A 21,612-nucleotide genomic window follows, 5' to 3' on the forward strand; every position below is an offset into this window, starting at 1 on the left:
AGCCACTTTCAAAACGTTTCAGTTTGGTCAAGCTCAAGGCGGGAGAAAATTTCAACCACAGGAATACATTTAGTATTTCGAGGATTGAAATTTGAGCCCAACGCAGAGATCGGCCAAAATGGGGCGTTTTGAAACTGGCTCGAATAACCAAACAATTACAACTTGAAGCAGTATATTATTTTGAAACTGGCTCAAACGTAATAAATTGTCAAAACACGTTTAGCAATTTATTGGCGTGCAGCCCTAGTATTCCTTCAATAATTGAAGGTTCGAGGGGCAGAGTCTTTATGTAGTCCACATTCTTTTTTATGGATGTTACATCAGGATAATCCGATCCGAAAATTATTTTGGAACCGATTTTTCCAAGCCGGGGAAAGTATTCAAGGAGTTTGGCCGGGGGTAAGCCTGATATTTCAAGATATATGTTTTTATGCAAAGAAGCCAGGGTAAATGCCTTATCATACCAAAACCCCCTTCCGGCATGGGCCATAATAATATTAAGCTTTGGGAAATCTGCTGCTACTTCATCTAGGTAAATGGGGTCACAATATTTAAGCTTTGTTCCCTCAAATACGGAAGTCCCTATATGATAAAGTATTGGAATACCCAATTTCTGAGCGGTTGCATAAAGTGGGTAGATGTTTTGCTGATTCGGGTAGAAATGCTGATAGCTGGGCCACAGTTTTAATCCTTTAAAACCGTCTTTAACAAGTTTTTCCAGCATAACATCCATATGAATATCTAAAGCAGGGTTGATGCTGCAAAAAGGAATCAGCCTGGGTTCTCCTTTGCATAGTGAAGCAACAAACTCATTTGATACTATTCCCGTTACTGTTGGGATTCTTTCAGCAAGTAATACAGCATAGTCTATTTCTTCTTCATCAAGAAAAGAAAGTATATCGCGGGCAGTTGGAGTATTTGCGAATCGTTTGGCCCATGTAGGATTTCTTTTTTTCAACAATCCCATAGGTTGGGGTAAAAAGTCAAAAACGGGGCTTAGCGGATGATAATGGAAATCAATAATTTTCATAGACTATTTTAACCTAATTATATTTTGTTGTTCTATTGATAAAGTTGAAAAGTATTTTTATTGTCATTCCGGCTTAATCTGGAATTTAATAACTTAACAGGTTATGGATACCGGCTTTCGCCGGCATGACGAGTCCTGGAGTTTTTATTTTTTATCCTTTATGTTTATTTTAATAAACTTATGCGACTATAGACTTACAGATAATGTTTTTGGCAAGGCCAGAAGGAGCACCCCTGAGTAAGACGTACAGATGGTACGTTGTCGAAGGGGGGCGACTGATAACGCAGTCCAAAAGCTTTATCTGTAAGTCTATATCAGTCTCCATATGCTGCATAGTACATTCTGATAAAATTCAAGTGACTCTGGAATGCAATTTCGGGGATCTCTTTGTAATGAAACCATGCGGCATCCGATGCATCATAGCCGGTGCAAAGAATCCCGCTGTAGTTTTTTACAAGATATCCAACAATAAGAACTGTATTATACTGCTGGTTCCGGTTTGAACTAACACCGAGAAGCGTCTTAATTTTACCTTTTAAGCCGGTTTCTTCTTCAAGTTCACGCAAAGCACCTTCTTCAGGATTTTCACCAAGCTCAATAAAACCACCCGGCAGGCACCAGAACCCGGCTTTAGGCTCAACATTTCTCTTAACAAGAAGAACCCTTTTTTCTTCATCGATAGTTACAAGACAGGTTGCAGGAACAGGATTTTCGTAAATAGGCTCATTGCATTCTTCACAAAAAAGGCGCTGTCTGTCTTCAAAAAACTTCTTGGTTAGCTTTGCTCCACAGTAGTAGCAGTTTGTTTTTTCCCGCATATTAATCGTCGAAATTCCCTTCTGCTCCTTTGTCCGATGTTATCAAGGCAGCTTTTTCGGATATTTTTTCAGGTGTCCACTGTGACGGATCTTCAATTCTTTCTGTTTTTGCTCCCGGATCATATGTTCCGGCATCTATGATATTTTGTATGGTTAAAGGAGCTGAATCCTTACCATTGAAGACATTTACAAGAATTTTGTATACAAATTCTTCCACTCTTTTTGCCATTCTGTTTCTGATATTTTCGGGCTGACTCAGTATCTTGTTTTCAAAAACTATGTTAAGTTTTTTATAGTTTCCACCTTTTATTTCTTTTGAATTCGCATACTCCACCATTTGTTTCCATAAATCTTCAGTAACACCCTCGCCTTTTACTTTTATGAAGTTTCCATTACTGTCAAGTATTGCATTCCCGTAATCATTTACTTCAAGACCCCATGAAACCATCTGAAGCGCTGTAGCAACATTAGCCTTTGTTGTGCGTGTTTTTGATGCTATTTCTCTTAATCTGTCGGAGCTGTTTCCTGATGTTCCGTGCTGTGCACCGGAAATTTTATATTTGGCCAAGGCGTCGTGTATGCTTACTGTTAGATCCACCTGAATTCCCTGATCGCTTGCTTCTATACCATGCGTTGTCCCGTTATTTAAAGCAATCCAATCAGGAAAAATATCATGCGCATTAAGACCCTGTATAAGAAATAAAGCTTCGTCAACAGTTGAGAGACCGGATTTGCCCTTTATTTCTCCGACTTCGGTTTCAAGACCTGCCCATTTGGGAATATACGGATTCAGTTCTATATTTGCCAAAAGATTTTTATCATCCGGCATATGTGACGCATCTATTGCAATTGAAGTCATGCCGGCTTCAAAAAGGGTAGGTATCTCAATTTTTGCAGCAGCAATGTCCTTCTCGTTTTTTATTCCGTAGTGATCCGCATGAATTGCAACAGGGATTGTAATTGACAGCTCATTGCAAAGGGCATCTACCTGCCTTGCTATATTCCAGTAATTGACAGCACAATATGCGCTTGCGCCACCTTCAGATTTTGCGATTTCAATAATTATAGCGGAATTAGCTCTTTGTGCAGCCATCAATGCGCCACGGATTACTATATTGCTTCTGCCGTTTGCAGCCATTGAAATTGCGTTGCCTTTGGCTGTCATGGCTCTGTCGATAAATTTTCCACTGACTATAAGGGCCTTTGAATTTGGAAAGAGTTTTTTGATGTTTGGTGGTCGGCCTACATCTACCGCCTTATCGAAATCAGAAACACTGCCTGTTTTATCTGACATAGTAATCCTCCTATAATTTATTCATAATGATGTGAGCCAGTTTCAAAACGCCCCATTTTGGCCGATCTCTGTGTTGGGCTCAAATTTCAATCCTCGAAATACTCAATGTATTCCTGCGGTTGAAATTTTCACCCGCCTTGAGCTTGACCAAACTGAAACGTTTTGAAAGTGGCTCATGTGTTATAGTTTTTCTATTTTATCTTTTATTTCTTTTGTTTTTCTTTCCTATATTGTTCCAGAGAATTTTTAATGCTTTTTTCCGCCTCATTGTTATATACTTCAACTTCCGCTTCAAAGGATTTTATTTTTTCCCGGGAATTTTTTGCTTTTTCATTAAAGACATTAATTTTTAAATTATATTCATTTACCTGAGCTTGTGTTTTAGCCTTTCCTTTCAGGTCATCAAGGGCGCTTTTTTCTTTTTTCAGGTCATCAAGCTCTGTATCGATTTCCTGTTGTTTTTGATCCAGGCGTTTTTTTGTTGCATCCAAATCTTCCGCATTACTTATTGGAGCAGTTTCTTTGTCTTCTTCCGTTTCCTGCGTTATTTCAGGTGGGGACTCGGTATCAATTTCAGTATCTGTATCAGTATCTGTTTCTGTGGCGACTTCAGCATCATATTCTGATTCACTGTTATATTCGGTTTCTGTGTCATATGCTGTTGCTTCGTCAGAAAAACCGTTTTCATAGCCTTTATATTCGCTGGTAGAAGACCTCTGATTTTTAGGAACTTTGCTGTAATCATCGGTATATTTAACCAAACCATCCTTATCAACATAGCGGAAAAATTCGGCTGATGCAGGAACAGCAAATATCAATACCATAAGAAATAACAAGAATTTTGTTTTTTTCATATACAATTCTCCCTATAATATTTCTCCAGATAAAGCGGATTAAAGACTACCTTAATTATTTTAAGTTTTTATGCTAAACCTAAAATACTTTAAGTTCAAGATTATTTTGTGATTATGTGTTTATATGATATATTATTGATAAATTACTACAGCAAGAATTGCTTTTATTTTTTATCCGGTGAATCATTTACAGAGACATCATAGTTTCTTCAAACAATATCAAGAATTAATTGACAACCATTAAAAGTTATGTAACCTTTTTATAAAAAATAATATAAAAAGAGTGACGATAAAATGAGATATTTCAGATTATTATTTGTTCCGGTTTTATTTGTTTTACTCGCCTGTATTCCCAAAACAGAAATTGTTAATGATACGGTTACAGATGATGATGCAGAAAGAATAGTTTTGTTTTCAAGAGCTGAAAATTTCTTTTCCACACAAAAATATAGCGAAGCCCTTGAAGCTTATAATGAATATATTAAACAATATCCAGGAACTCACCTCATTCCTTCAGCGTTGTTTCGGATAGGCGATATCTATGATAAACTTGGTGAAAACAATAAGTCGCGTATCAGCTACTTGAGTCTTATCAATGACTATCCGGAAAGTATGTATATTCCTGATGTAAAAATAAAAGTTCTTGAAGGATATTTTAAGCAAAAAATGTTTGAAGATGTAATAAAATACTCCGCAAGTATTTTTTCAGACAAGCTTACAGAGAAAGATATTTCCAAAACATATGTTTTAGTTGGAGATGCCCAGCTTGCTTTGAGTAATCCTTCGGATGCTGTGGTTTCTTATTTCAATGCCCGCTTAAAAAGCACTGAATATGAAAATAATATTATTAATACAAAACTAAAAAATGCCGTATCGCAACTTGAAGAAAAAGACATAAATTTTCTCATAGAAAGCATAAAAGACAATAATTTAATAGGGTACCTTAAGTATCTGATCGGATTGCGCTACTATGAAAATCAGCAATATAAAGAGGCGGCAAGCATTTTTACCGCTTTTATACAAAATATGCCTGATCATGAAAATGTTAAAGAAGCAGAGAATGTATTGCAGAAAATATATGAAACTTCAGCTGGCAAACCATTTACAGTAGGTTGTTTGCTTCCTCTAACAGGAGCGCTTAATGTTTTCGGAAATAAAGCATTAAAAGGAGTCAAGCTTGCTTTAAGCAAATTTTCTGATGAAAGAGGGCTGGTTTTGGTAAACCTTGTGGTAAAAGATACCGAATCAAATCCTGAAAGTGCGGCACAAGCTGTGAATGATCTTGTGCTGGAAGATGTTTCTGTAATTATCGGGCCTATGGGATCAGATGAATCCGTTATCGCGGCTAAAGAAGCTCAGGCAGCTAAAATTCCGATAGTATTATTAACCCAGAAAGAGGATATTACAGATACTGGAGATTTTGTTTTCAGGAACTTTTTAATGCCGGAAATGCAGGTAGGTTCCATTGTGAAATATGTAATGGAAAATAGAGGAATAAGAAGATTTGCAATTTTGTATCCATTGGAAAATTATGGCGTAAAATATACGAGCCTGTTTTATGATGAAGTTTTGGCAAATGGCGGTACAATCGTAAGTGCAGAATCATATAACCCGGACCATACAGATTTTACTGATACAATTAAAAAAATTATCGGAAGACAGGCTTTTTCCCACGAAAATATTGAAAAATGGAAGCCATCCGATTCATTATCTTCAGATGAAGAAAATGATGAAAATATTGACAATGAAAACAAAGAACAAGACGAATTGCTGCTTGATTTTGATGCGATCTTCATTCCTGATTCACCAACAAAAGCCGGTCTTATTATTCCACAGTTAATCTATGAAGATATAAAGAATGTGTATCTGCTGGGTACGAATCTCTGGCACTCACAAAAAATGATAAAAATGGCCGGTGAGTTTATGCAGGATAAGGCAATAATACCGGATGGTTTTTTTATCGAAAAAGATTCTGTTGATATTCGAGAATTTGCAAATGATTTTAAAATATATTTTGGTGAAGATCCCGGTTTTGTTGAAGCTGTTTCTTATGATACTGCTATGATGCTGTTTCAGACAATAAGCAAATCCGGCCTCCGTTTTCCTGAATCAGTAAGAAATGAACTTATTAAAATAAAAAATTATACCGGACTCACCGGTCTAACTTCTTTTGATGGTAATCAGGATGCACAAAAAGAATTATGCCTTATTACTGTAAAATGGAAAAGATTTATTGAGCTTGGTAAAGATTAAACCCGGGCTTGCCGTATCTGCTAGTTTTTCAAAGGCCCCTGGCCTGTTGCTTCAAGTACGCTTTGCCACAGCTTTCCGTGCGGATTTACCTGTTTTCTCTTTTTTGCTGACTCAATCATAGGGATATGAACAAAATTATTGCTCCAGCTTCCGACAAGAAGCTTGGTTTTACCTGCCATTGCAGCATGCACAGCGTCTCTTCCGAGAAAACTGCAAAAAACATGGTCATTGGCGTTTGCAGGAAGGCTTCTAATAATGTAGCTTGGATCAATATGTTTCAATGATATTTCAATTTTCTTGGATTCGAAATAGTCCAGTATGGCATCTTTTAGAAACGAAGTGAAATCGTTTAACTTTATATTGCCTGATGCGTCAACTTCTTCTTCTTCACTTTTAACAAATCTTTGCCCGGCTCCTTCTGCAACAATTATTACTGCATGTTTTCTTTCTATCAGCCGCTTTTCTAAAGATGATAAAAGTCCTTTTGGGCCATCGATATCAAAATCTATTTCGGGAATAAGAACAAAGTTTACATCCTGCTGGGCAAGAACCGAAGTTGCAGCTATGAAACCTGAATATCTTCCCATGAGTTTAATAAGTCCTATGCCGTTTAAAAAACTGCTCGATTCGTTATGCGCGCTTTTTATCGCAAGCGTTGCTACATCAACGGCAGTATCAAATCCGAATGACCGGGAAACCATATAAATATCGTTATCAATAGTCTTCGGAATACCGACAACACTTATTTTAAGGCCTCTTTTTGAAATTTCGTCTGCAATCTTTATCGCTGCCCTTAGAGTTCCATCACCTCCTATCATGAAAAGAGCGCCGATTCCCATTCTTTCGAGACTGTCCACAATTTCATCAATTGCTTGCGGCCCTCTGGATGAGCCAAGAATAGTTCCGCCTATTTCAAGTATATGCAAAATATTATCTGGCTTAAGCTCCATAATATCATGACCGTACTTAGGGATAAAGCCCTGAAGGCCATATCTGATACCATAGATATTACGCACTCCGTATCTGTGGTAAAGCTCTAAGACTATTGAGCGAATAATATCATTTAATCCCGGACAAAGCCCGCCGCATGTTACAAGTGCGCATCGTAGCTTGCTGGGATCAAAATAGATCATTTCTCTCGGTCCAGCCATTTCAAATGAAGGAGGTTCTTTACCTTCTTTTATCATTTTGGTAATTTTATAAGGATTTACATCTATTAATACTTTGTCCTTATCTGAAATGAAAGTCTGCTTTACGTCTCCATTTTCATTATAATGAACAGGCGCCGGTATCTTTGCTTCTCCCAGTGCAGGAATTGTTGTGTCAATTTCATAATAGCTGGTATTATCCATAGTTGCTTTATTCCATCAAAACCGGTTATAATTTATTTAATTCCCGTTAAATCTGAAACTGCCTTTGCCTAGTATATCATGAAGATGCAGCACCCCAAGAATTTTGTTGTCAGAATCCGTTATGGGAAGCACTGTAATAAGAAATTTTTCCATAAGATATAATGCGTCATAAGCCGGAGAATCGGGATTTGCCGTTCTGGGATTTTGGGTCATAATGTCTTCGGCTTTAAGTTTTTTGGGATTTTGATTTTTGGCTATCATGCGCCTTATATCTCCATCGGTTATTATGCCGGCAAGCGTGCCATCTTTTTCCAGAACAAGGGTTGCGCCCAGGCCGCCTGAATCGGCTTTCTGTATGGCCTCTGTAATGCCGGCCCCTTTAAATACTACTGGTAATGATTCCCCTGTAAGCATTATATCTTTAACCATGCTGGAAAGTTGCTGGCCCAGCACCCCACCGGGATGAACCTTTTTAAAATCGCTTGATTTGAATTTCTTCTTTTTAATAAGAGTAACAGCAAGGGCATCGCCCATAGCAAGCAGGGCAGTAGTACTGGCAGTGGGAGCCAGTCCCAAAGGGCATGCTTCTTTCTCGACTCCGATGTCAATAACAATATCGCTGTATTTTGCCAGTGTGGAATTTGTTTTTCCGGTAAATGCTATTACTGTACATTTCATTTTCCGGATAGTTGGAATCAGTACATTCAACTCGTCTGTTTCACCGCTGTTTGAAAGCGCAAGAAAAATATCATCTTTGCATACAAGGCCAAGGTCTCCGTGCATGGCTTCAACAGGATGCAGGAAAAAAGATCGTGTTCCAGTACTATTTAAGGTTGCAACTATTTTTCTCCCGATGATTCCCGACTTTCCTATGCCGCTGACTATTACCCGACCTTTTGATTTATAGATCAGTTCCACCATTTCGGCAAAATTGTGATCTATACGGTCAATTAAATTTAAAATTCCTTGTGCCTCAATTTTTAAGACTTCAATGGCTTCATCTATTATCATTATATTTTCTTCCAATATTCAAACAAGTATAATTAATCTAATATTGTCAATATACTGTCAATTATTCTTATAAAAATCAAGAACTCTTTTTGCATTCTAATCTGTATGCTATCTGTGGGGTGCTCTATGTTATAAAAAAACTATATTTTAGTACAATCCAAATGCGGTTCCCCTGGTCTTACGGGTATGCGCATTTGGATTAGCAGGATTGATATATCTGATGTCGTGGGTATTTGGTTATTTGTCAAGAACAAACAAACTGTTAACAAAGGAGAAATGACATGAGAAACTTAAAGCGGTTTATTGGTCTGTGTGTTGTAGTTGCGTTTGTTTTAGCTTCAGGGGTTACTGCCTTTGCAAAAGATGAAGCCAAGATCAACATTAATACGGCAACCGTAAAGGAGCTTGTAAAGCTCAAGAAAGTCGGCACTAAAGTTGCCCAAAAAATAGTTGATTACAGAGAAAAAAACGGCCCATTTGCCAAACCGGAAGATCTAATGAAAGTGTCCGGTATAGGGCAGAAAATCTACGATAGTAATAAAGATATTATAAGTGTTGAAATGCATAAATAAATTTATAGTATTTTCCACAAATCCGGTCACAGATAATATTCTGTGGCCGGATTTGAGTTTTATCTTCCTGCCTATATTCTAAATCATTATGTCTGTAAAACAAGTAATTAATTGAAAGCCATATAAATATTATATCTAATATTGTCAGACTGTTAATTCGTAATAGTAATTGTGAATTACTAACTATTTTTACAGATCCGTTAAATAGATTTCAGATTCTGCTATTATATTGTTAGATATTAATGTTTTATAGTTCAGTAAGACAGGACCAATTTATACTTGACAAATGCTCTGATATGTTCAATATATGAACAAAAAAAATCCAGTTTTTTAAAGCACTTCAATAATCAGGTTGGTATTAGACAGGTGAGTTGGCAATATCAATTAATTACATAATATCCTTAAAAAATATCCATTTTTGCCAAAAAATTAGTAAAGACGAAAAGATATAGTCGACAGACTACAATAAATATAAATTTGATTGCATATTATATTATCATTATTTCATGATTTCGAGTAGCAGCAGAGTAATACAGACAGATTAGCCAGAATCTGCCGCAAACCAGCTAAAAGAAATATTGTTTAGATGCATCATTTTGTAATTTACCGGGCGGAGCTGTCTGCAATAAATCTTCCGAACCAAAATGCAGTAATAATACCAAACTTTTGGGCTGTTTGTTAATTCTTCCCTTGAATCTGGTTTAATATCCTGATAATTCTATAAAAGAAAAGAGCCAGTTTCAAAACGCCCCATTTTGGCCGATCTCTGCGTTGGGCTCAAATTTCAATCCTCGAAATACCCGATGTATTCCTGTGGTTGAAATTTTCGCCCGCCTTGAGCTTGACCAAACTGAAACGTTTTGAAAGTGGCTCAAAAATTATAAAAATTTATGAGAACTCCGGATATACATACTTTAAAAATTCTTGAAGAAATTAATAAAGAAGAACTTCTAAGCCAAAGAGATATTGCTAAAAATCTCAATGTATCGCTTGGACTTGTAAATTCTTTTCTAAAAAGGCTTGCCCGAAAAGGGTATTTCAAGATTGTCAATATCCCTAAAAACAGAGTTATATATATTTTAACTTCAAAAGGTGCTGCTGAAAAAACCCGTCTGACTTATCAGTATATTGAATATTCCTATCGTTTTTATAAAGATGCCCGAAAAAAACTTAAAAATCTGCTTGCCGCTCTTGCCGAACAAAATATTAAGCGAATAGCTTTCTACGGAGCAACAGACTTTGCAGAAATTGCCTATTTGTCTTTACAGGAGACATCAATCAAGTTGATAGCAATATTTGATGAAGATAAAAAAGGCAAAGATTTCTTTGGTTTGACTATTGAATCAATGTATCGCATAAACGATTTTATATATGATAAGCTTCTTTATACAGATGAAAAACCGGTTGAACTGTTTTTTCAAGAAATAAAAATAAATAATATTTCAAAGGATAAAATAGTATTAACTTCAAAAGGATAGATAATAATGGAAAGCCTTGAAAAGATGAGCCAGGAAGATGAGATTGATTTACTTGATCTTCTTAGTGTGTTTTGGCGCTGGAAATGGATGATCGCAGGTGTTTGCATGGTTTTTACTCTGTTTGCATTGGTAATTACTTCAGCTATGCCGAAAGTATATCGTATTGTAACTGTTATTGAACCGGAAAAGAGGTTGACTTTTGATCAGGATAAACAAATACTAGATCAAAAGATCATAGTTTCTCCGGCTGAGATCAGCGATGTACTTCTTGGAGGAATTTTCAATAAAGAGATTGCAGAAAAATTATCACTAAATATTTCAGATATCCCAGAAATTAAAACCAAGATTATTGGCAGTACAAATTTACTGGAAATTTCAATTGAAAGCAGCGATACGCAACAAGGAATTGTTATATTAAATGAATTTGTGCCAAAAATCTCAAATTATATTCAGGCAAGGTACGAATCTGATTTAGTTATAGAAAAGCAAAAAAAAGCTTATGAGAATGAATACCAGAACAAAGTAATTAAGATGAAGCTTGCGAAACAACAGGAATCGCAGCTACAAAAAGATATAAATAGAATTGAAGCCGAATGCAAACAGGCTGTAAATAATCATGCGTATAGGAATATATTAAAATTCCTTTGTTCCAAAGAAGTTCTTGATAAGCAGGTATATCTGAATTCACTTCAGGAAAAGGTTAAAGATTTAGAACTGGCAATCCAGAATTTAGAGATTATGCTTGCAACACTACAGAAAGAAGCTGCTGCTGCTGCTGCACACAAAATTATAATACACTTATCTCCGACAATAGAGGATAAACCGGTTAGAACAAAAGCACTTGCTTCAACTATGATGGTTTTCTTTTGTTCGTTGATTTTAAGCAGTATTCTGGCAGTAATTATTGACAAATTCAGGTCTCGAAGATTGAAATAAAGGGATTCAGATTGAAAATCTTAAAAACATAACGGATTCCGTGTATTTGCTTTTTAATTTTTTTAGCAAAGTTCTTGCTTTAAACCCTGTCTAAAAAAAGGAATATAATAAAAGTGAATGAAAATCCCCAAACAGAGTTAAAAGAACATCAAAACATTTCCTGCGATGATGAAATTGATCTAATGGATTGTCTCTTGGTTCTATGGAGAAGGAAGGTTTTGATTATTCTCATGACTATATTAATCACAGGTGTGGCAATCGGGACAGCAATGTTGCGATATCCGGCAAAGTATGTAACGAGCTGCGCCATTTCATTGGATTATCCGGGAATAGAAGAAAACAAAAATCCGGATAATACGATGTTTGCCAAGGAGCAGATCATTACACCTGATATTATTGCGAGAGCGACTTCCTTTCTTCAAAAAAGCAACAAGTCTTTTTCTGAAATAGATTTAAGAGCAATGATAGACATAGAATCGATAATTCCATATGAGATTCAGGAAAAGATGAAAAAGGCTGAAATAAAGAAAGAGTCATATAGTTTCTATCCTAACCGGTTCACCTTGACCTTCACTCAGGAAAAAGACGGCATTTTATCGAACAAAGAAAGGGAAGAAATATTACTATCCATAATAAACCAATACAAAAAAGACTTTGAGATAAAATATGGACAAGAGCCGTTAGTTATGATGAAATTTCCCGACAATTTTCTTAAAAATTCCGACTATATTGATGTCGTCAATACCTTTAAAACAAAAACAGATGATTTTATTAAGTTTTTAAATTCTAAAATAGCAAAAGCCGGTTTTTTCCGATCAAAAAAAACCGGCGAGTCGTTCATAGAGCTAAAAAGTTCGATAGAACTGCTTAACAATATTGAGATATCCCAAATTGAAGCAACTATTCATACTTTACAACTTAGCAAGAATAAAAAGAATCTTATTAATTTATACAAACAAAAAATTAAAACAATTGAAGTTAAAAGAAAAAAGAGGGAAAAGGAAGCATTGGTTGCCAAGGAGCTGTTAAAATATATAAAGCAAGCAGAAGGATATACGGCACCAAAGAGTGTAGGCAATGATAAAGGAGAAACAAGGTTGGTTCTTGATACATCCTTTATAAAGAGTCTGGTCAAAGAGGATTCTTCTTCATTTCTTATAAAAACTGCTCTGGAGGCAGAAGTAGATGCAAAAAAAATGGAGGTTGATAAAGAATACCTGCAAGAAGAGATTGTTTGTTTAAAGGAAAAGGAAAAAGAAAAAGAAAAAGAAAACATTACCTATCTACAGGAAAATCTAAAGAATATAAGCGAGAGAATTTTTATTCTGTCAAAAAAGGCAAATGATTTGAACATGGAATATCTTAGTACATTAGTAAGCAATGCCGTCAATATAGTAAGATATCCCGAAACAAATAAAATTAGAGCAGTAAATATCAGAAAGATTGCGTTGCTTTTCGGTGTAATGGCTTTATTAATATCGATTTTCATCGCCTTCTTCATTGAATATATAAAAAATGTTAAACATAAGAGCCAATTTCAAAACGCTAAGAACTTTGCCTCATAAAATTGCTTTTTACGAATCCGTCGCTGGAAGCCTTACTATAAATTCGATTGCTCACACGCTTTGTGTAACGCTCACCATTTAAGGGAACTGGCGAGGGCTTGGGAGCAAGATGGTCAGCACTGGGGGGACAACCTGCAGAACCTACTTGAAACAATTAATCACAAGGTCAACGATATCGGCGGCGCGTTTGATGCTCAAGAATCAGAAAAATACCAGCTTAAACACGGAGCTATCTTAAAAAAAGGTGAAAGGGAGTTGTTTTAGCCGGTTAATTACCCAAGGGCTTTTGGAGGACAAATCATGACAGATACTGATATGAGATATGACGAAGATGAAATTGAACTTATGGATATTTTTCTGGTTCTATGGAAAAAGAAAATCCTTATCATTGGTGGTACCTTGATCTGTATAATTTTTGCAGCGATATATAGCCTTTACTCGCCCAAAATATATCAAGTGCAAATGAAAATACGACCTGGGTATGTTAAACTTGGGAGTGGATATCTGGAAGCGTTAGTATATATTAAAGGGAAAATTGATGCAAACATATATGATGAAGAAATAATAAGAGAAATACCAGCCTTGGGCTTAAAACAAAAACCAGATGATATTGATTTTAAGGTATCGATTCCGAAAAACTCCGATATCCTTGATATTACTTTGGATATTTCAGACGTGGAATCAGGGAAAAAAATCTTACAGCATCTTTATTCTCTTATATTAAAAGAAGATAACATCCTAATGGAAGGGATTATAAATGCCTATGATCAAGAGATCGGGCTGGAAAAAATTAAGTTGGATGAAAATAGCTTAATAGCAAAGTCAAAATTATTGGAATTGGGGAACATTGATCAGAGAATAGCATCTTTAGAGGATATGGTTGCTGATGCAAAAGCAAATAGTGAAATTTTAGTAATAGAACAAAGGAAAATAGCAGCTTTAGCTGGAAAAAAGGATGAGAAATCACTAGAAGCACTTTTGTATATCGATACTATTCAGGGAGATTTGTCTGTTGTTAACAATTTTATGAATGCAATAAACACGGCTTTACAAAAATGGGAGGTAATAAAAAAGGATAGGGATCTTCTTGTAGTTGAAAAAAATAAAATTTCTAAAACAATTTTAAAAATAGAAATTTTGAAAAGCCAGGTAAGTAAAATGACCATGGTGCTGGCACCAAAATCAGGTGAATATCCCATAAAACCCAAAAAGCGCCTAATAGTCATGTTAGCCGGAATCGCAGGACTTTTTTTGATGGTTATGACAGCATTTCTACTTGAATATGTGAGCAACTATCAAAAGAAAAATATATCAGGTGACCCCGTGATTTAGAAGGTATAAAAGATGTTTATGATCCATACTGCCAAATATACAAAACTTAAGAATGGTTATATGGGGCAACTCATAGAATGGCCATAAATAATTACAGAAGGGGAAAACCTTGAAGACTGCCGTTCATTGCTCCGAGATGCCTTTTTTGAGATAGTCTTGGCATATAAGGAAATGAAAATGGAAATACCCCATGCCAATTGTTTGATAGAGCAAATGCCGGTAGAGGTTGATGATGTCGGTCAAACGGCTTGATTTGATAAGATTTTTTGAAAGCCTTGGTTTTTATCTGCTGATACAAGGTGGTAATCATTCAATTTATTCCAATGGGAATAAAGTTATACCAATTAAGCGACATAGAAATCTTGATCGTATTACTGCTAATGCACTTTTCAAACAAGCAGGATTGAAACCAAAGTTTTAGAAACCCAGTGGTCAATGCCGTTGAATTAAGCAGGTTGCCTGTATGCTGAATGAAATTTTTTGTTTCGCTTTTTAAAATTACGTTTATAACTTCTGCCCGGCCGGACTGATTCAAGGCATTTTAGAAACAGGTCTTGCAGATTTGATATGATCTGACAGGTTGTTTCATAAGGATTTGTCATCAGCAGTACAATAGTATTTTTAAGACCCGAAAGAGCTTGAGTTATATTGATATGGTATTTGTATTTTCGTTTTGCAGTTTTTAAGTCTGCAAGAGGTTGTACGGAATTGACGATAATCATTGTCAGGTTCTTTGAAAACACTTTAGCATAAAAATCCTGATATACGGATCGAACCGTTTTGCCGGAGAAGTTTTCTATCTGGACACGGCATTTCATGATCTTATAGTCTTCTTCAACGGGCCATCTCATATGGTAGAGTTCGGCAAAAACATCATGATCGAATCGATCTTTATCGAGAAGAGAGGTAATAAGAATTTCAGTTTCACCGGAAGGTAGTTCAATCCGGATGAGCCGAACCCTGATATCTGTTGTATCGAGCCCCATTTCTTTACACATTCTAATGGAAGGATAGGTCTGCGGCAGTTTAACGATTTTTTCCTTTTTGCCGGAATTAAAAAACTTTTTGATGATCTTCCATTGGGAGACTTTAACCCGCGCACAAAAATGTGCATCGAGGGATAAGATTAAACTGAAAAGCCATGCTGCCGGATAACCCCGATCCAGTAATACCAGATCAGATGGCATCAATTTTGTGAAATGAAGAGATGCCAGTTCTCTTTCTCCTTCTTTTTGGGCCTGATGAGCGCATCGAGTGTAAGGTGATTCAGGACATCAAACATTTGAGATATTCTGGCTTTAGGACAAGGATCTCCATTGGTTCCATTCCAAACGCCAAAATGCTCTAAGATTTCTTGTTCATCCGGCACTGTACCCGTAGAACCATCAACGGCAATTAGTCTCATTCCGTTCCAGGTTTTAAGAAATGTTGTTCTTTCGTATTCATTGATCATTTCCTTATTGAGTTCTACGAACACAGACGGTTTGAGCTTTTTTCGCGCTTTTGTAACAGCACTTTTGGTAGCATCTGGATTTGGGACCAGTTGATTATCTTTTGTTTTGAAAAACTCTTTTAGTTCAGTTTCGTACGACCCTTTATTAAGGTTTGCAAAGAAGGTTACTAAATTCTTAAAAGGAAGTGAACGTTTCCTGGTAAAGTCATTTGGAGATTCTTTGTGGCGGGCTTGAAAATCTTGTGATTCGATAATATTTTCAAGATGTTTAACTAATTTTGGCACACTTATGGAAATTCATGATCCATGCCAACTTTGTTGATTTCCGATAATTTTTTTAACATTTTTGCTCCTCCTTGAGTATTGATTAAAGATGAGCTATTTTAGCATGTTATATTAAATTTGCAAGATCTTATTGAAATATTTTCTTAATTCAACGGCATTGACCCAGTGGTTACCCTATAATTCACCATTCACCATTAAAAAAAGCCCCAGGCCAAAACCTTAAAACCCACTTTTTGACCCCAAAAAGCAGGCACTAAGAGGAAAAAACACTCCAGATTGGAAGGATTATCCCATAAAAACAAATACTTATCTTGGCCAGACCCCGCATTGCAAACCAGTCCCCGGGAAAGAACCAGAACGACCCTGCTGCCGTTTTAGAGTTTGCGCAAAAGAGGATGAAGAAAATCGGCAATATTGACACGACTGCCTGGACCAATGACGAGCATGAAAGCCTTCGTGCTGCCTTCATTGATCTCAAAAATCAAATCGACGGTTTTCTGAACTCTAATCCCAGGCAGGCATGAAGTATTCGCTAATGATAACATAAGGTTACTATTGGCGGTTGACCGCCACTCCCCTGAAAAACAGGCGCAGTAGCTTTTCTTGCCGCAGTTAGGCTAGGCGGAGCAGAGGAATTCGGATTGTCATGTTCATGGGGATTCGCACATAAATAAACTTTAAGCTTTGTTTCAAAAAAACGTGAGAAAAATTTACGTTTTTTCAGTTTACATATTCACCGCCAGGCCCTGTGTAATCTGGTTTAAGCCCTGATTGATGAGATTCAGCCCTTGTTCCAGAATGTATGGTTGCGTTGGAAAATTTTGAGCTCCTGTTTTGAAAGCAGCTGAATTTACAGGGTTTCTGAAATAATGTTTTGATGTAATTGATGCCCAAAGCCATTTCTATTCAAGTTCTGTAACCAGCTAAAATGATAGATTTTTTTTTAATAGCGCCACGAACCAGCAATTTTTTCATTTCATACCGAATTTGAGCGGAATTTCAAAAAAATTGATTTAGAGCACGTTTCAGGTCAGCCATTTTAAAACCATGGACGGAATATTTGGGCTTTAGTAGTTCCTGGCATAGGGTCAATTGTCGATCTTTTCTGAAATCGGGCGGTGTTACTTTTTGGTCATTATGGTCTATGATTGTATGATCAAAGGGATTTGTCTCACCATCGCAAATAGTGGACACATCAACATCGGCACAGCAACTCAACAGCCGTTTGTTGCATCCGAGACCGAACCACAGACAGGCCTGTAAAAAGAGGGCAGGCTTTTGAAGCCCCAGCGATTTGGGGTTATTGATGGTGGTTTCAGTTCGAATAAAGTATCCGGTCTTACGCGTGACCTTCAGGTTATTGTACTGGCTGCCTGCTGAAGAGCTGCTGGATCTGAGACATCTGTGAATGCATTCTCTTTCATTTTGTATGCTACTTCTTTTTGATGTAGTTGTGGCCATTGAAGTAGAATTTACAAGGAAAAGGGAGATACGATGAGATTTCAGATAACAGGGCCCGCCAAGAACAGCGTCATGGAAGTAGATGTAATACTGCTTAATCAGTTTTCTGCATTTGTAAAGCATCTGAAGTCTTCGGCCCTTTTTTGTGGTGAAATCTCTTGAGGCAATTATCCTGACAGGTTCTTTGTCAGTAATGATGTGATAATTGAGCTGGTCTGTGAAAATCCCATAGCTTTTAGAAAAAGAACCACGCATGCAGTGGAAAAGAACTTCAGGATATAACCACGGATGATGACACGGTCAAAACAGGTGTAATTAAATTTGATATTTTCTGAGGACTGATTTATAAATGCGTTGTTGTTCACGGGTACCCTTTCCTATTAGTTGATTATGCTTGACACTCAATTTCGATATAGAATATTATCCGTTAACAATCAATAGCTTAGGAGCTCTATGGGCATTTTTCGGAACTTTAGTTTGATAAATAATAAAGAATTATGGCGAGAACGAATATAAAATATAATTTTAATGTTTAAGAATATTAATCCCTCGCAGTTTGCGGTGATAAAAAAAAGGCTATAAACAATGTTCAATGATAAAGTTATTTTAATCACAGGTGGTACTGGCTCTTTTGGGAAAAAATTTACAGAGATAATTCTTAAAAGATATAAACCAAAAAAACTTATCATCTTTAGTCGTGACGAATTGAAGCAATTTGAGATGGCAATGGAATATCCTGAACATAAATATCCATGCATTCGGTTTTTTATCGGTGATATTCGAGATAAGGATCGTTTGTTTAGAGCCTTTCACAAGGTTGATTATGTAATTCATGCAGCTGCACTTAAGCATGTCCCTGCTGCTGAATATAATCCTTTTGAATCTGTGAAAACCAATATTATTGGTAGCCAGAACGTAATCAATGTTGCTATTGATAAGGGTGTTAAACGGGTAATGGCTCTCAGTACAGACAAGGCAGCAAATCCTATTAATCTCTACGGTGCTACTAAACTTTGTTCCGATAAACTTTTTATTTCTGGTAATTCATATGTAGGTCAGGAGGAAACTATTTTCAGTGTTGTTCGATATGGAAATGTTTTAGGGAGCAGGGGGAGCGTGGTCCCATTTTTTCTCAAAAAGAAAGCTGAAGGAAAAATATTGCCGATCACTGATCCCCGAATGACGCGCTTCTGGATTACTGTGGAACAGGGGGTGGATTTTGTTATTAACTGCTTCCGAACTATGGTTGGTGGAGAGCTTTTTATTCCTAAAATCCCAAGCATGAATATGAGGGATCTTGCTATTGCGATAGGTTCTGAATGCAAAACAGAAATAATCGGAATCAGGCCTGGTGAGAAACTTCATGAAGTCATGGTGCCCAAGGATGACGCACACAGAACTATTGAATATGATGACAAATATATAATTCGGCCTGACCAAGAATTTTTCGGACGCCGTTTTAATTCCAATGGTGGAAAGCAGGTTTCGGAAGGGTTTGAGTATGATTCAGAAACTAATCCCTGGAAACTTACTATTGACGAAGCAAGGGAAATGATCGCTCAATTATAATTACCTTTGGGAAACAGGCAGTTGGTGAAGGCGAGATAAAAATCGTATATGGTCAAAACTGAAGCAAAACGACTTAAAAGAAAAAAACTGCGATACACCTATGGATCGATTAATATTGGGAACAGCTCAGCTAGGGATGAATTATGGTATTGCAAATAAGCCTGGAAGACCTAATCCAGATCTTTCTCGTAAGATAGTGCAATCTGCTTGGGAGAACGGAATAAGAGAATATGATACGGCTCAGGAATATGGTGAAAGCGAAAAGACATTGGGGAAAGCCTTGAGTTCTCTTGGCCTTAGTTCAAAGGCTAAGATAATTACCAAATTGAACCAAGAGCTTGACCATCTCGACAAAAAAACTATGACTCAAGCTGTGAGGGAAAGTATAGCTCAACTTGATGTTCCAGCTTTGCACGGGTTGATGCTTCGCCGGGAGGAATATCTCAATCTTTGGGAAAAAGGCCTTGGTGAGATATTTCAAGGTTTTGTCGCACAAGGATTAACCCGGTATTTAGGTGTCTCCGTTTATTCTCCTGAAATGGCAATCCTTGGGTTGAATACAGATGGTATTGATATGATTCAATTGCCTTCAAATATTTTAGATAGGCGATTTGAAAATGCAGGCGTGTTTGACCTTGCTAAAGAATTGGGAAAACAAATACATGTCAGGAGTGTGTTCTTGCAAGGTCTGTTACTAATGGACAGGTGCGAGATACCCTCGAATATGCAATTCGCAGGTTCTGTTTTGGAAAAATTGAAGCATGTGGAGCAGGAGACAGGCTTATCGAGGCAGAATTTGGCATTCGGTTATGCCAAACAGGCATATCCTGATGCAAAAATCGTTTTTGGAGTGGAAACTTCTGAGCAACTTAATGAAAATTTCATAAGTTGGGCAAAGGAGTTACCTCACGGTTTAATCGCTCGGATAAAGAATGAGTTCAAAAATGTCGAAAATAGAGTATTGAATCCAGTTTTATGGCCAAATAAATAGCATCAGGATTTCTGGTGCCACATGGAAGAGTTTCTTGCTAAGAGATGAAATTTGTTCAATAAAATTAGCAAGAATTTATTAAAATTAATTTTGGGTTTCCATGTTTTAGAAACCATATGAGGGTCTCTTTTTTGAGTTTTTTTAGCTTAAACCCTATTCCTCAATTTTCAATTGGTATTCTTTACAGAATAAGTTTATAAATATCAAACTAAAGAGAATAAAGCATGAAAATAGGAAAAGATCGACTAACATTTGCGAAAATTGGAAACCAAGAACATCCCTTAGTATCGAAGTTTTTCTTAAACGTTGAAAATGAGGAAGGCGTTGTTAGAGACTTTGAGAATGAGCGTATCAAGCCAGATGATGAAGATTTAGGGATAGCGGATGAAATATTAAGTCATTTTTCGAAATATTCATCAATAGGCGGGCCTAGTGATGAATGGTCTTGGATTGATGAAAATTGCAGAAAAGAATACATCTCTGCTCTGCTCAATGAAGATAGATATCAACTTGCGCTAATGTTAAGAAATATGTTCAGAAATTCTTCAACATTTGGCATAACATCTGCTCATATCGAAAGTTTATCCTTAAAAGATAAACGGAAAGAACTTCTTAACACAATACTTTTAGACATTGATACTTGGAAAGAGTTTACAAATAACAATGAGCTGGCAGCGCTTGATTGGACTAATTTTTTTGGAAATCCTTGTGGGTTAGAGGTTAATGGGGTTTTGATTTCTGCGGACACTCTTCGACATGATTATTTCGCTAAGAAAATTTCAGGCCTGTTAGAGACCTTTAGGGAGCATACTCATTACTCAATAATAGAAGTTGGGGGGGGGGTATGGCGGGCTTGCCATGCAATTGATAAGGAACCTCAGAAATAATTTTTCATATACAAATATTGATTTAGTTGAAACATTGTATGTTTGTTATTATTTTTTAAAAAGAAATTCAAACAAAAAAGTTATTCTTTTAGACGAGGAAAAGATCAAGAACCAGGAGCTTTTTGGTGATATTTTATTGGTTCCAGAACGATTTAAAGATAAAATAAATTGGAATGTCGATTTATTTTTTAACGCCTGTTCTCTTGCGGAGATGAATAAACAATATGTAAACGAATATATAAATTTAGTTAACACTGGAAAGCCAAAGATTATACTTCACTTAAATAGTAATTTTCTCGAATTCCCAGATTCAAAAAGGCACATTGAAACCCTGGCCTCGGAGTTCCACTTTGATTCTTCTTACTTTACTCTTCTTACTTTTTTTGTATCACCATGGGCGCCAGGTTATAGAGACAGGGAATTTATTTATTTTTCAAAAGATCTTATTAAAAGGTAGTCTGCCAAAAAGAT

The 21,612-nt window shown here is 36.5% G+C and carries 19 protein-coding genes and 2 pseudogenes; 13 read left to right on the top strand and 8 right to left on the bottom strand.

The window, feature by feature from the left end:
- Nucleotides 1-208 precede the first annotated feature (208 nt).
- From KKC46_14525 to KKC46_14540, 4 genes are all read right to left on the bottom strand, one after another.
- Entirely contained in the window at nucleotides 209-1,030 is an 822-nt protein-coding gene (locus tag KKC46_14525) for an amidohydrolase family protein (protein MBU1055023.1), read from the bottom strand.
- Between the two features lie 314 nt (nucleotides 1,031-1,344).
- Nucleotides 1,345-1,848 carry an NUDIX hydrolase gene (locus KKC46_14530; GenBank protein ID MBU1055024.1) on the bottom strand — a complete coding sequence of 168 codons (504 nt, stop codon included), beginning with the start codon at nucleotides 1,846-1,848 and terminating at the stop codon, nucleotides 1,345-1,347.
- A 1-nt stretch (nucleotide 1,849) separates the two neighbouring features.
- Nucleotides 1,850-3,142, bottom strand: coding sequence for a class II fructose-bisphosphate aldolase (locus KKC46_14535; GenBank protein ID MBU1055025.1), 1,293 nt, complete (start codon nucleotides 3,140-3,142; stop codon nucleotides 1,850-1,852).
- A gap of 203 nt (nucleotides 3,143-3,345) precedes the next feature.
- On the bottom strand, nucleotides 3,346-3,996 hold the full coding sequence (locus KKC46_14540) for a DUF4124 domain-containing protein (GenBank protein MBU1055026.1): 651 nt from the start codon (nucleotides 3,994-3,996) through the stop codon (nucleotides 3,346-3,348).
- Nucleotides 3,997-4,290: 294 nt separating this feature from the next.
- On the opposite strand from KKC46_14540, the gene KKC46_14545 reads away from it, so the two are divergent.
- Entirely contained in the window at nucleotides 4,291-6,249 is a 1,959-nt protein-coding gene (locus KKC46_14545) for a penicillin-binding protein activator (protein ID MBU1055027.1), read from the top strand.
- Between the two features lie 20 nt (nucleotides 6,250-6,269).
- Here KKC46_14545 and KKC46_14550 read toward each other — a convergent pair whose 3' ends face one another.
- Both KKC46_14550 and KKC46_14555 read right to left on the bottom strand, forming a co-directional pair.
- Entirely contained in the window at nucleotides 6,270-7,601 is a 1,332-nt protein-coding gene (locus KKC46_14550) for an ATP-dependent 6-phosphofructokinase (GenBank protein ID MBU1055028.1), read from the bottom strand.
- Nucleotides 7,602-7,637: 36 nt separating this feature from the next.
- Complete coding sequence (locus tag KKC46_14555) at nucleotides 7,638-8,612, bottom strand: KpsF/GutQ family sugar-phosphate isomerase (protein ID MBU1055029.1); 975 nt, start codon at nucleotides 8,610-8,612, stop codon at nucleotides 7,638-7,640.
- A 281-nt stretch (nucleotides 8,613-8,893) separates the two neighbouring features.
- On the opposite strand from KKC46_14555, the gene KKC46_14560 reads away from it, so the two are divergent.
- The 7 genes and pseudogenes from KKC46_14560 to KKC46_14590 all read left to right on the top strand — a co-directional run bounded on the left by KKC46_14560 (nucleotide 8,894) and on the right by KKC46_14590 (nucleotide 14,916).
- Nucleotides 8,894-9,184 (top strand): helix-hairpin-helix domain-containing protein, encoded by a 291-nt coding sequence (locus KKC46_14560; GenBank protein MBU1055030.1) that lies wholly within the window; start codon nucleotides 8,894-8,896, stop codon nucleotides 9,182-9,184.
- Nucleotides 9,185-10,074: 890 nt separating this feature from the next.
- A complete protein-coding gene (locus KKC46_14565; GenBank protein ID MBU1055031.1) occupies nucleotides 10,075-10,662 on the top strand; it encodes a winged helix-turn-helix transcriptional regulator in 588 nt (195 codons plus the stop codon).
- Nucleotides 10,663-10,668: 6 nt separating this feature from the next.
- Nucleotides 10,669-11,598: a hypothetical protein gene (locus tag KKC46_14570; GenBank protein MBU1055032.1), complete on the top strand. Its 930-nt coding sequence runs from the start codon at nucleotides 10,669-10,671 to the stop codon at nucleotides 11,596-11,598.
- A 113-nt stretch (nucleotides 11,599-11,711) separates the two neighbouring features.
- Complete coding sequence (locus tag KKC46_14575; GenBank protein ID MBU1055033.1) at nucleotides 11,712-13,163, top strand: hypothetical protein; 1,452 nt, start codon at nucleotides 11,712-11,714, stop codon at nucleotides 13,161-13,163.
- Between the two features lie 24 nt (nucleotides 13,164-13,187).
- Nucleotides 13,188-13,322 (top strand): annotated as a pseudogene (locus KKC46_14580) (transposase).
- A 186-nt stretch (nucleotides 13,323-13,508) separates the two neighbouring features.
- Entirely contained in the window at nucleotides 13,509-14,495 is a 987-nt protein-coding gene (locus tag KKC46_14585; protein MBU1055034.1) for a hypothetical protein, read from the top strand.
- A 232-nt stretch (nucleotides 14,496-14,727) separates the two neighbouring features.
- Complete coding sequence (locus tag KKC46_14590; GenBank protein ID MBU1055035.1) at nucleotides 14,728-14,916, top strand: type II toxin-antitoxin system HicA family toxin; 189 nt, start codon at nucleotides 14,728-14,730, stop codon at nucleotides 14,914-14,916.
- 25 nt (nucleotides 14,917-14,941) lie between these two features.
- Here KKC46_14590 and KKC46_14595 read toward each other — a convergent pair.
- A pseudogene (locus KKC46_14595) lies at nucleotides 14,942-16,233 on the bottom strand (IS4 family transposase).
- 311 nt (nucleotides 16,234-16,544) lie between these two features.
- Here KKC46_14595 and KKC46_14600 point away from each other — a divergent pair.
- The gene (locus KKC46_14600) at nucleotides 16,545-16,757 is read left to right on the top strand and encodes a hypothetical protein (protein ID MBU1055036.1); all 213 of its coding nucleotides are present in this window, start codon (nucleotides 16,545-16,547) and stop codon (nucleotides 16,755-16,757) included.
- Between the two features lie 475 nt (nucleotides 16,758-17,232).
- On the opposite strand, the gene KKC46_14605 is transcribed toward KKC46_14600, so the two are convergent.
- Complete coding sequence (locus KKC46_14605) at nucleotides 17,233-17,949, bottom strand: hypothetical protein (protein ID MBU1055037.1); 717 nt, start codon at nucleotides 17,947-17,949, stop codon at nucleotides 17,233-17,235.
- A gap of 330 nt (nucleotides 17,950-18,279) precedes the next feature.
- Here KKC46_14605 and pseB point away from each other — a divergent pair, with 330 nt between their 5' ends.
- The 4 genes from pseB to KKC46_14625 all read left to right on the top strand — a co-directional run bounded on the left by pseB (nucleotide 18,280) and on the right by KKC46_14625 (nucleotide 21,598).
- Nucleotides 18,280-19,263, top strand: coding sequence for a UDP-N-acetylglucosamine 4,6-dehydratase (inverting) (gene pseB, locus KKC46_14610; protein MBU1055038.1), 984 nt, complete (start codon nucleotides 18,280-18,282; stop codon nucleotides 19,261-19,263).
- Nucleotides 19,264-19,363: 100 nt separating this feature from the next.
- On the top strand, nucleotides 19,364-20,254 hold the full coding sequence (locus KKC46_14615; protein MBU1055039.1) for an aldo/keto reductase: 891 nt from the start codon (nucleotides 19,364-19,366) through the stop codon (nucleotides 20,252-20,254).
- 224 nt (nucleotides 20,255-20,478) lie between these two features.
- Nucleotides 20,479-21,141, top strand: coding sequence for a hypothetical protein (locus KKC46_14620; protein MBU1055040.1), 663 nt, complete (start codon nucleotides 20,479-20,481; stop codon nucleotides 21,139-21,141).
- Nucleotides 21,113-21,598, top strand: coding sequence for a hypothetical protein (locus KKC46_14625; GenBank protein MBU1055041.1), 486 nt, complete (start codon nucleotides 21,113-21,115; stop codon nucleotides 21,596-21,598). Before KKC46_14620 ends, KKC46_14625 begins: the two co-directional genes overlap by 29 nt.
- Nucleotides 21,599-21,612 lie beyond the last annotated feature (14 nt).

It is taken from the genome of Pseudomonadota bacterium (assembly GCA_018817425.1).
Lineage (GTDB): Bacteria > Desulfobacterota > Desulfobacteria > Desulfobacterales > RPRI01 > RPRI01.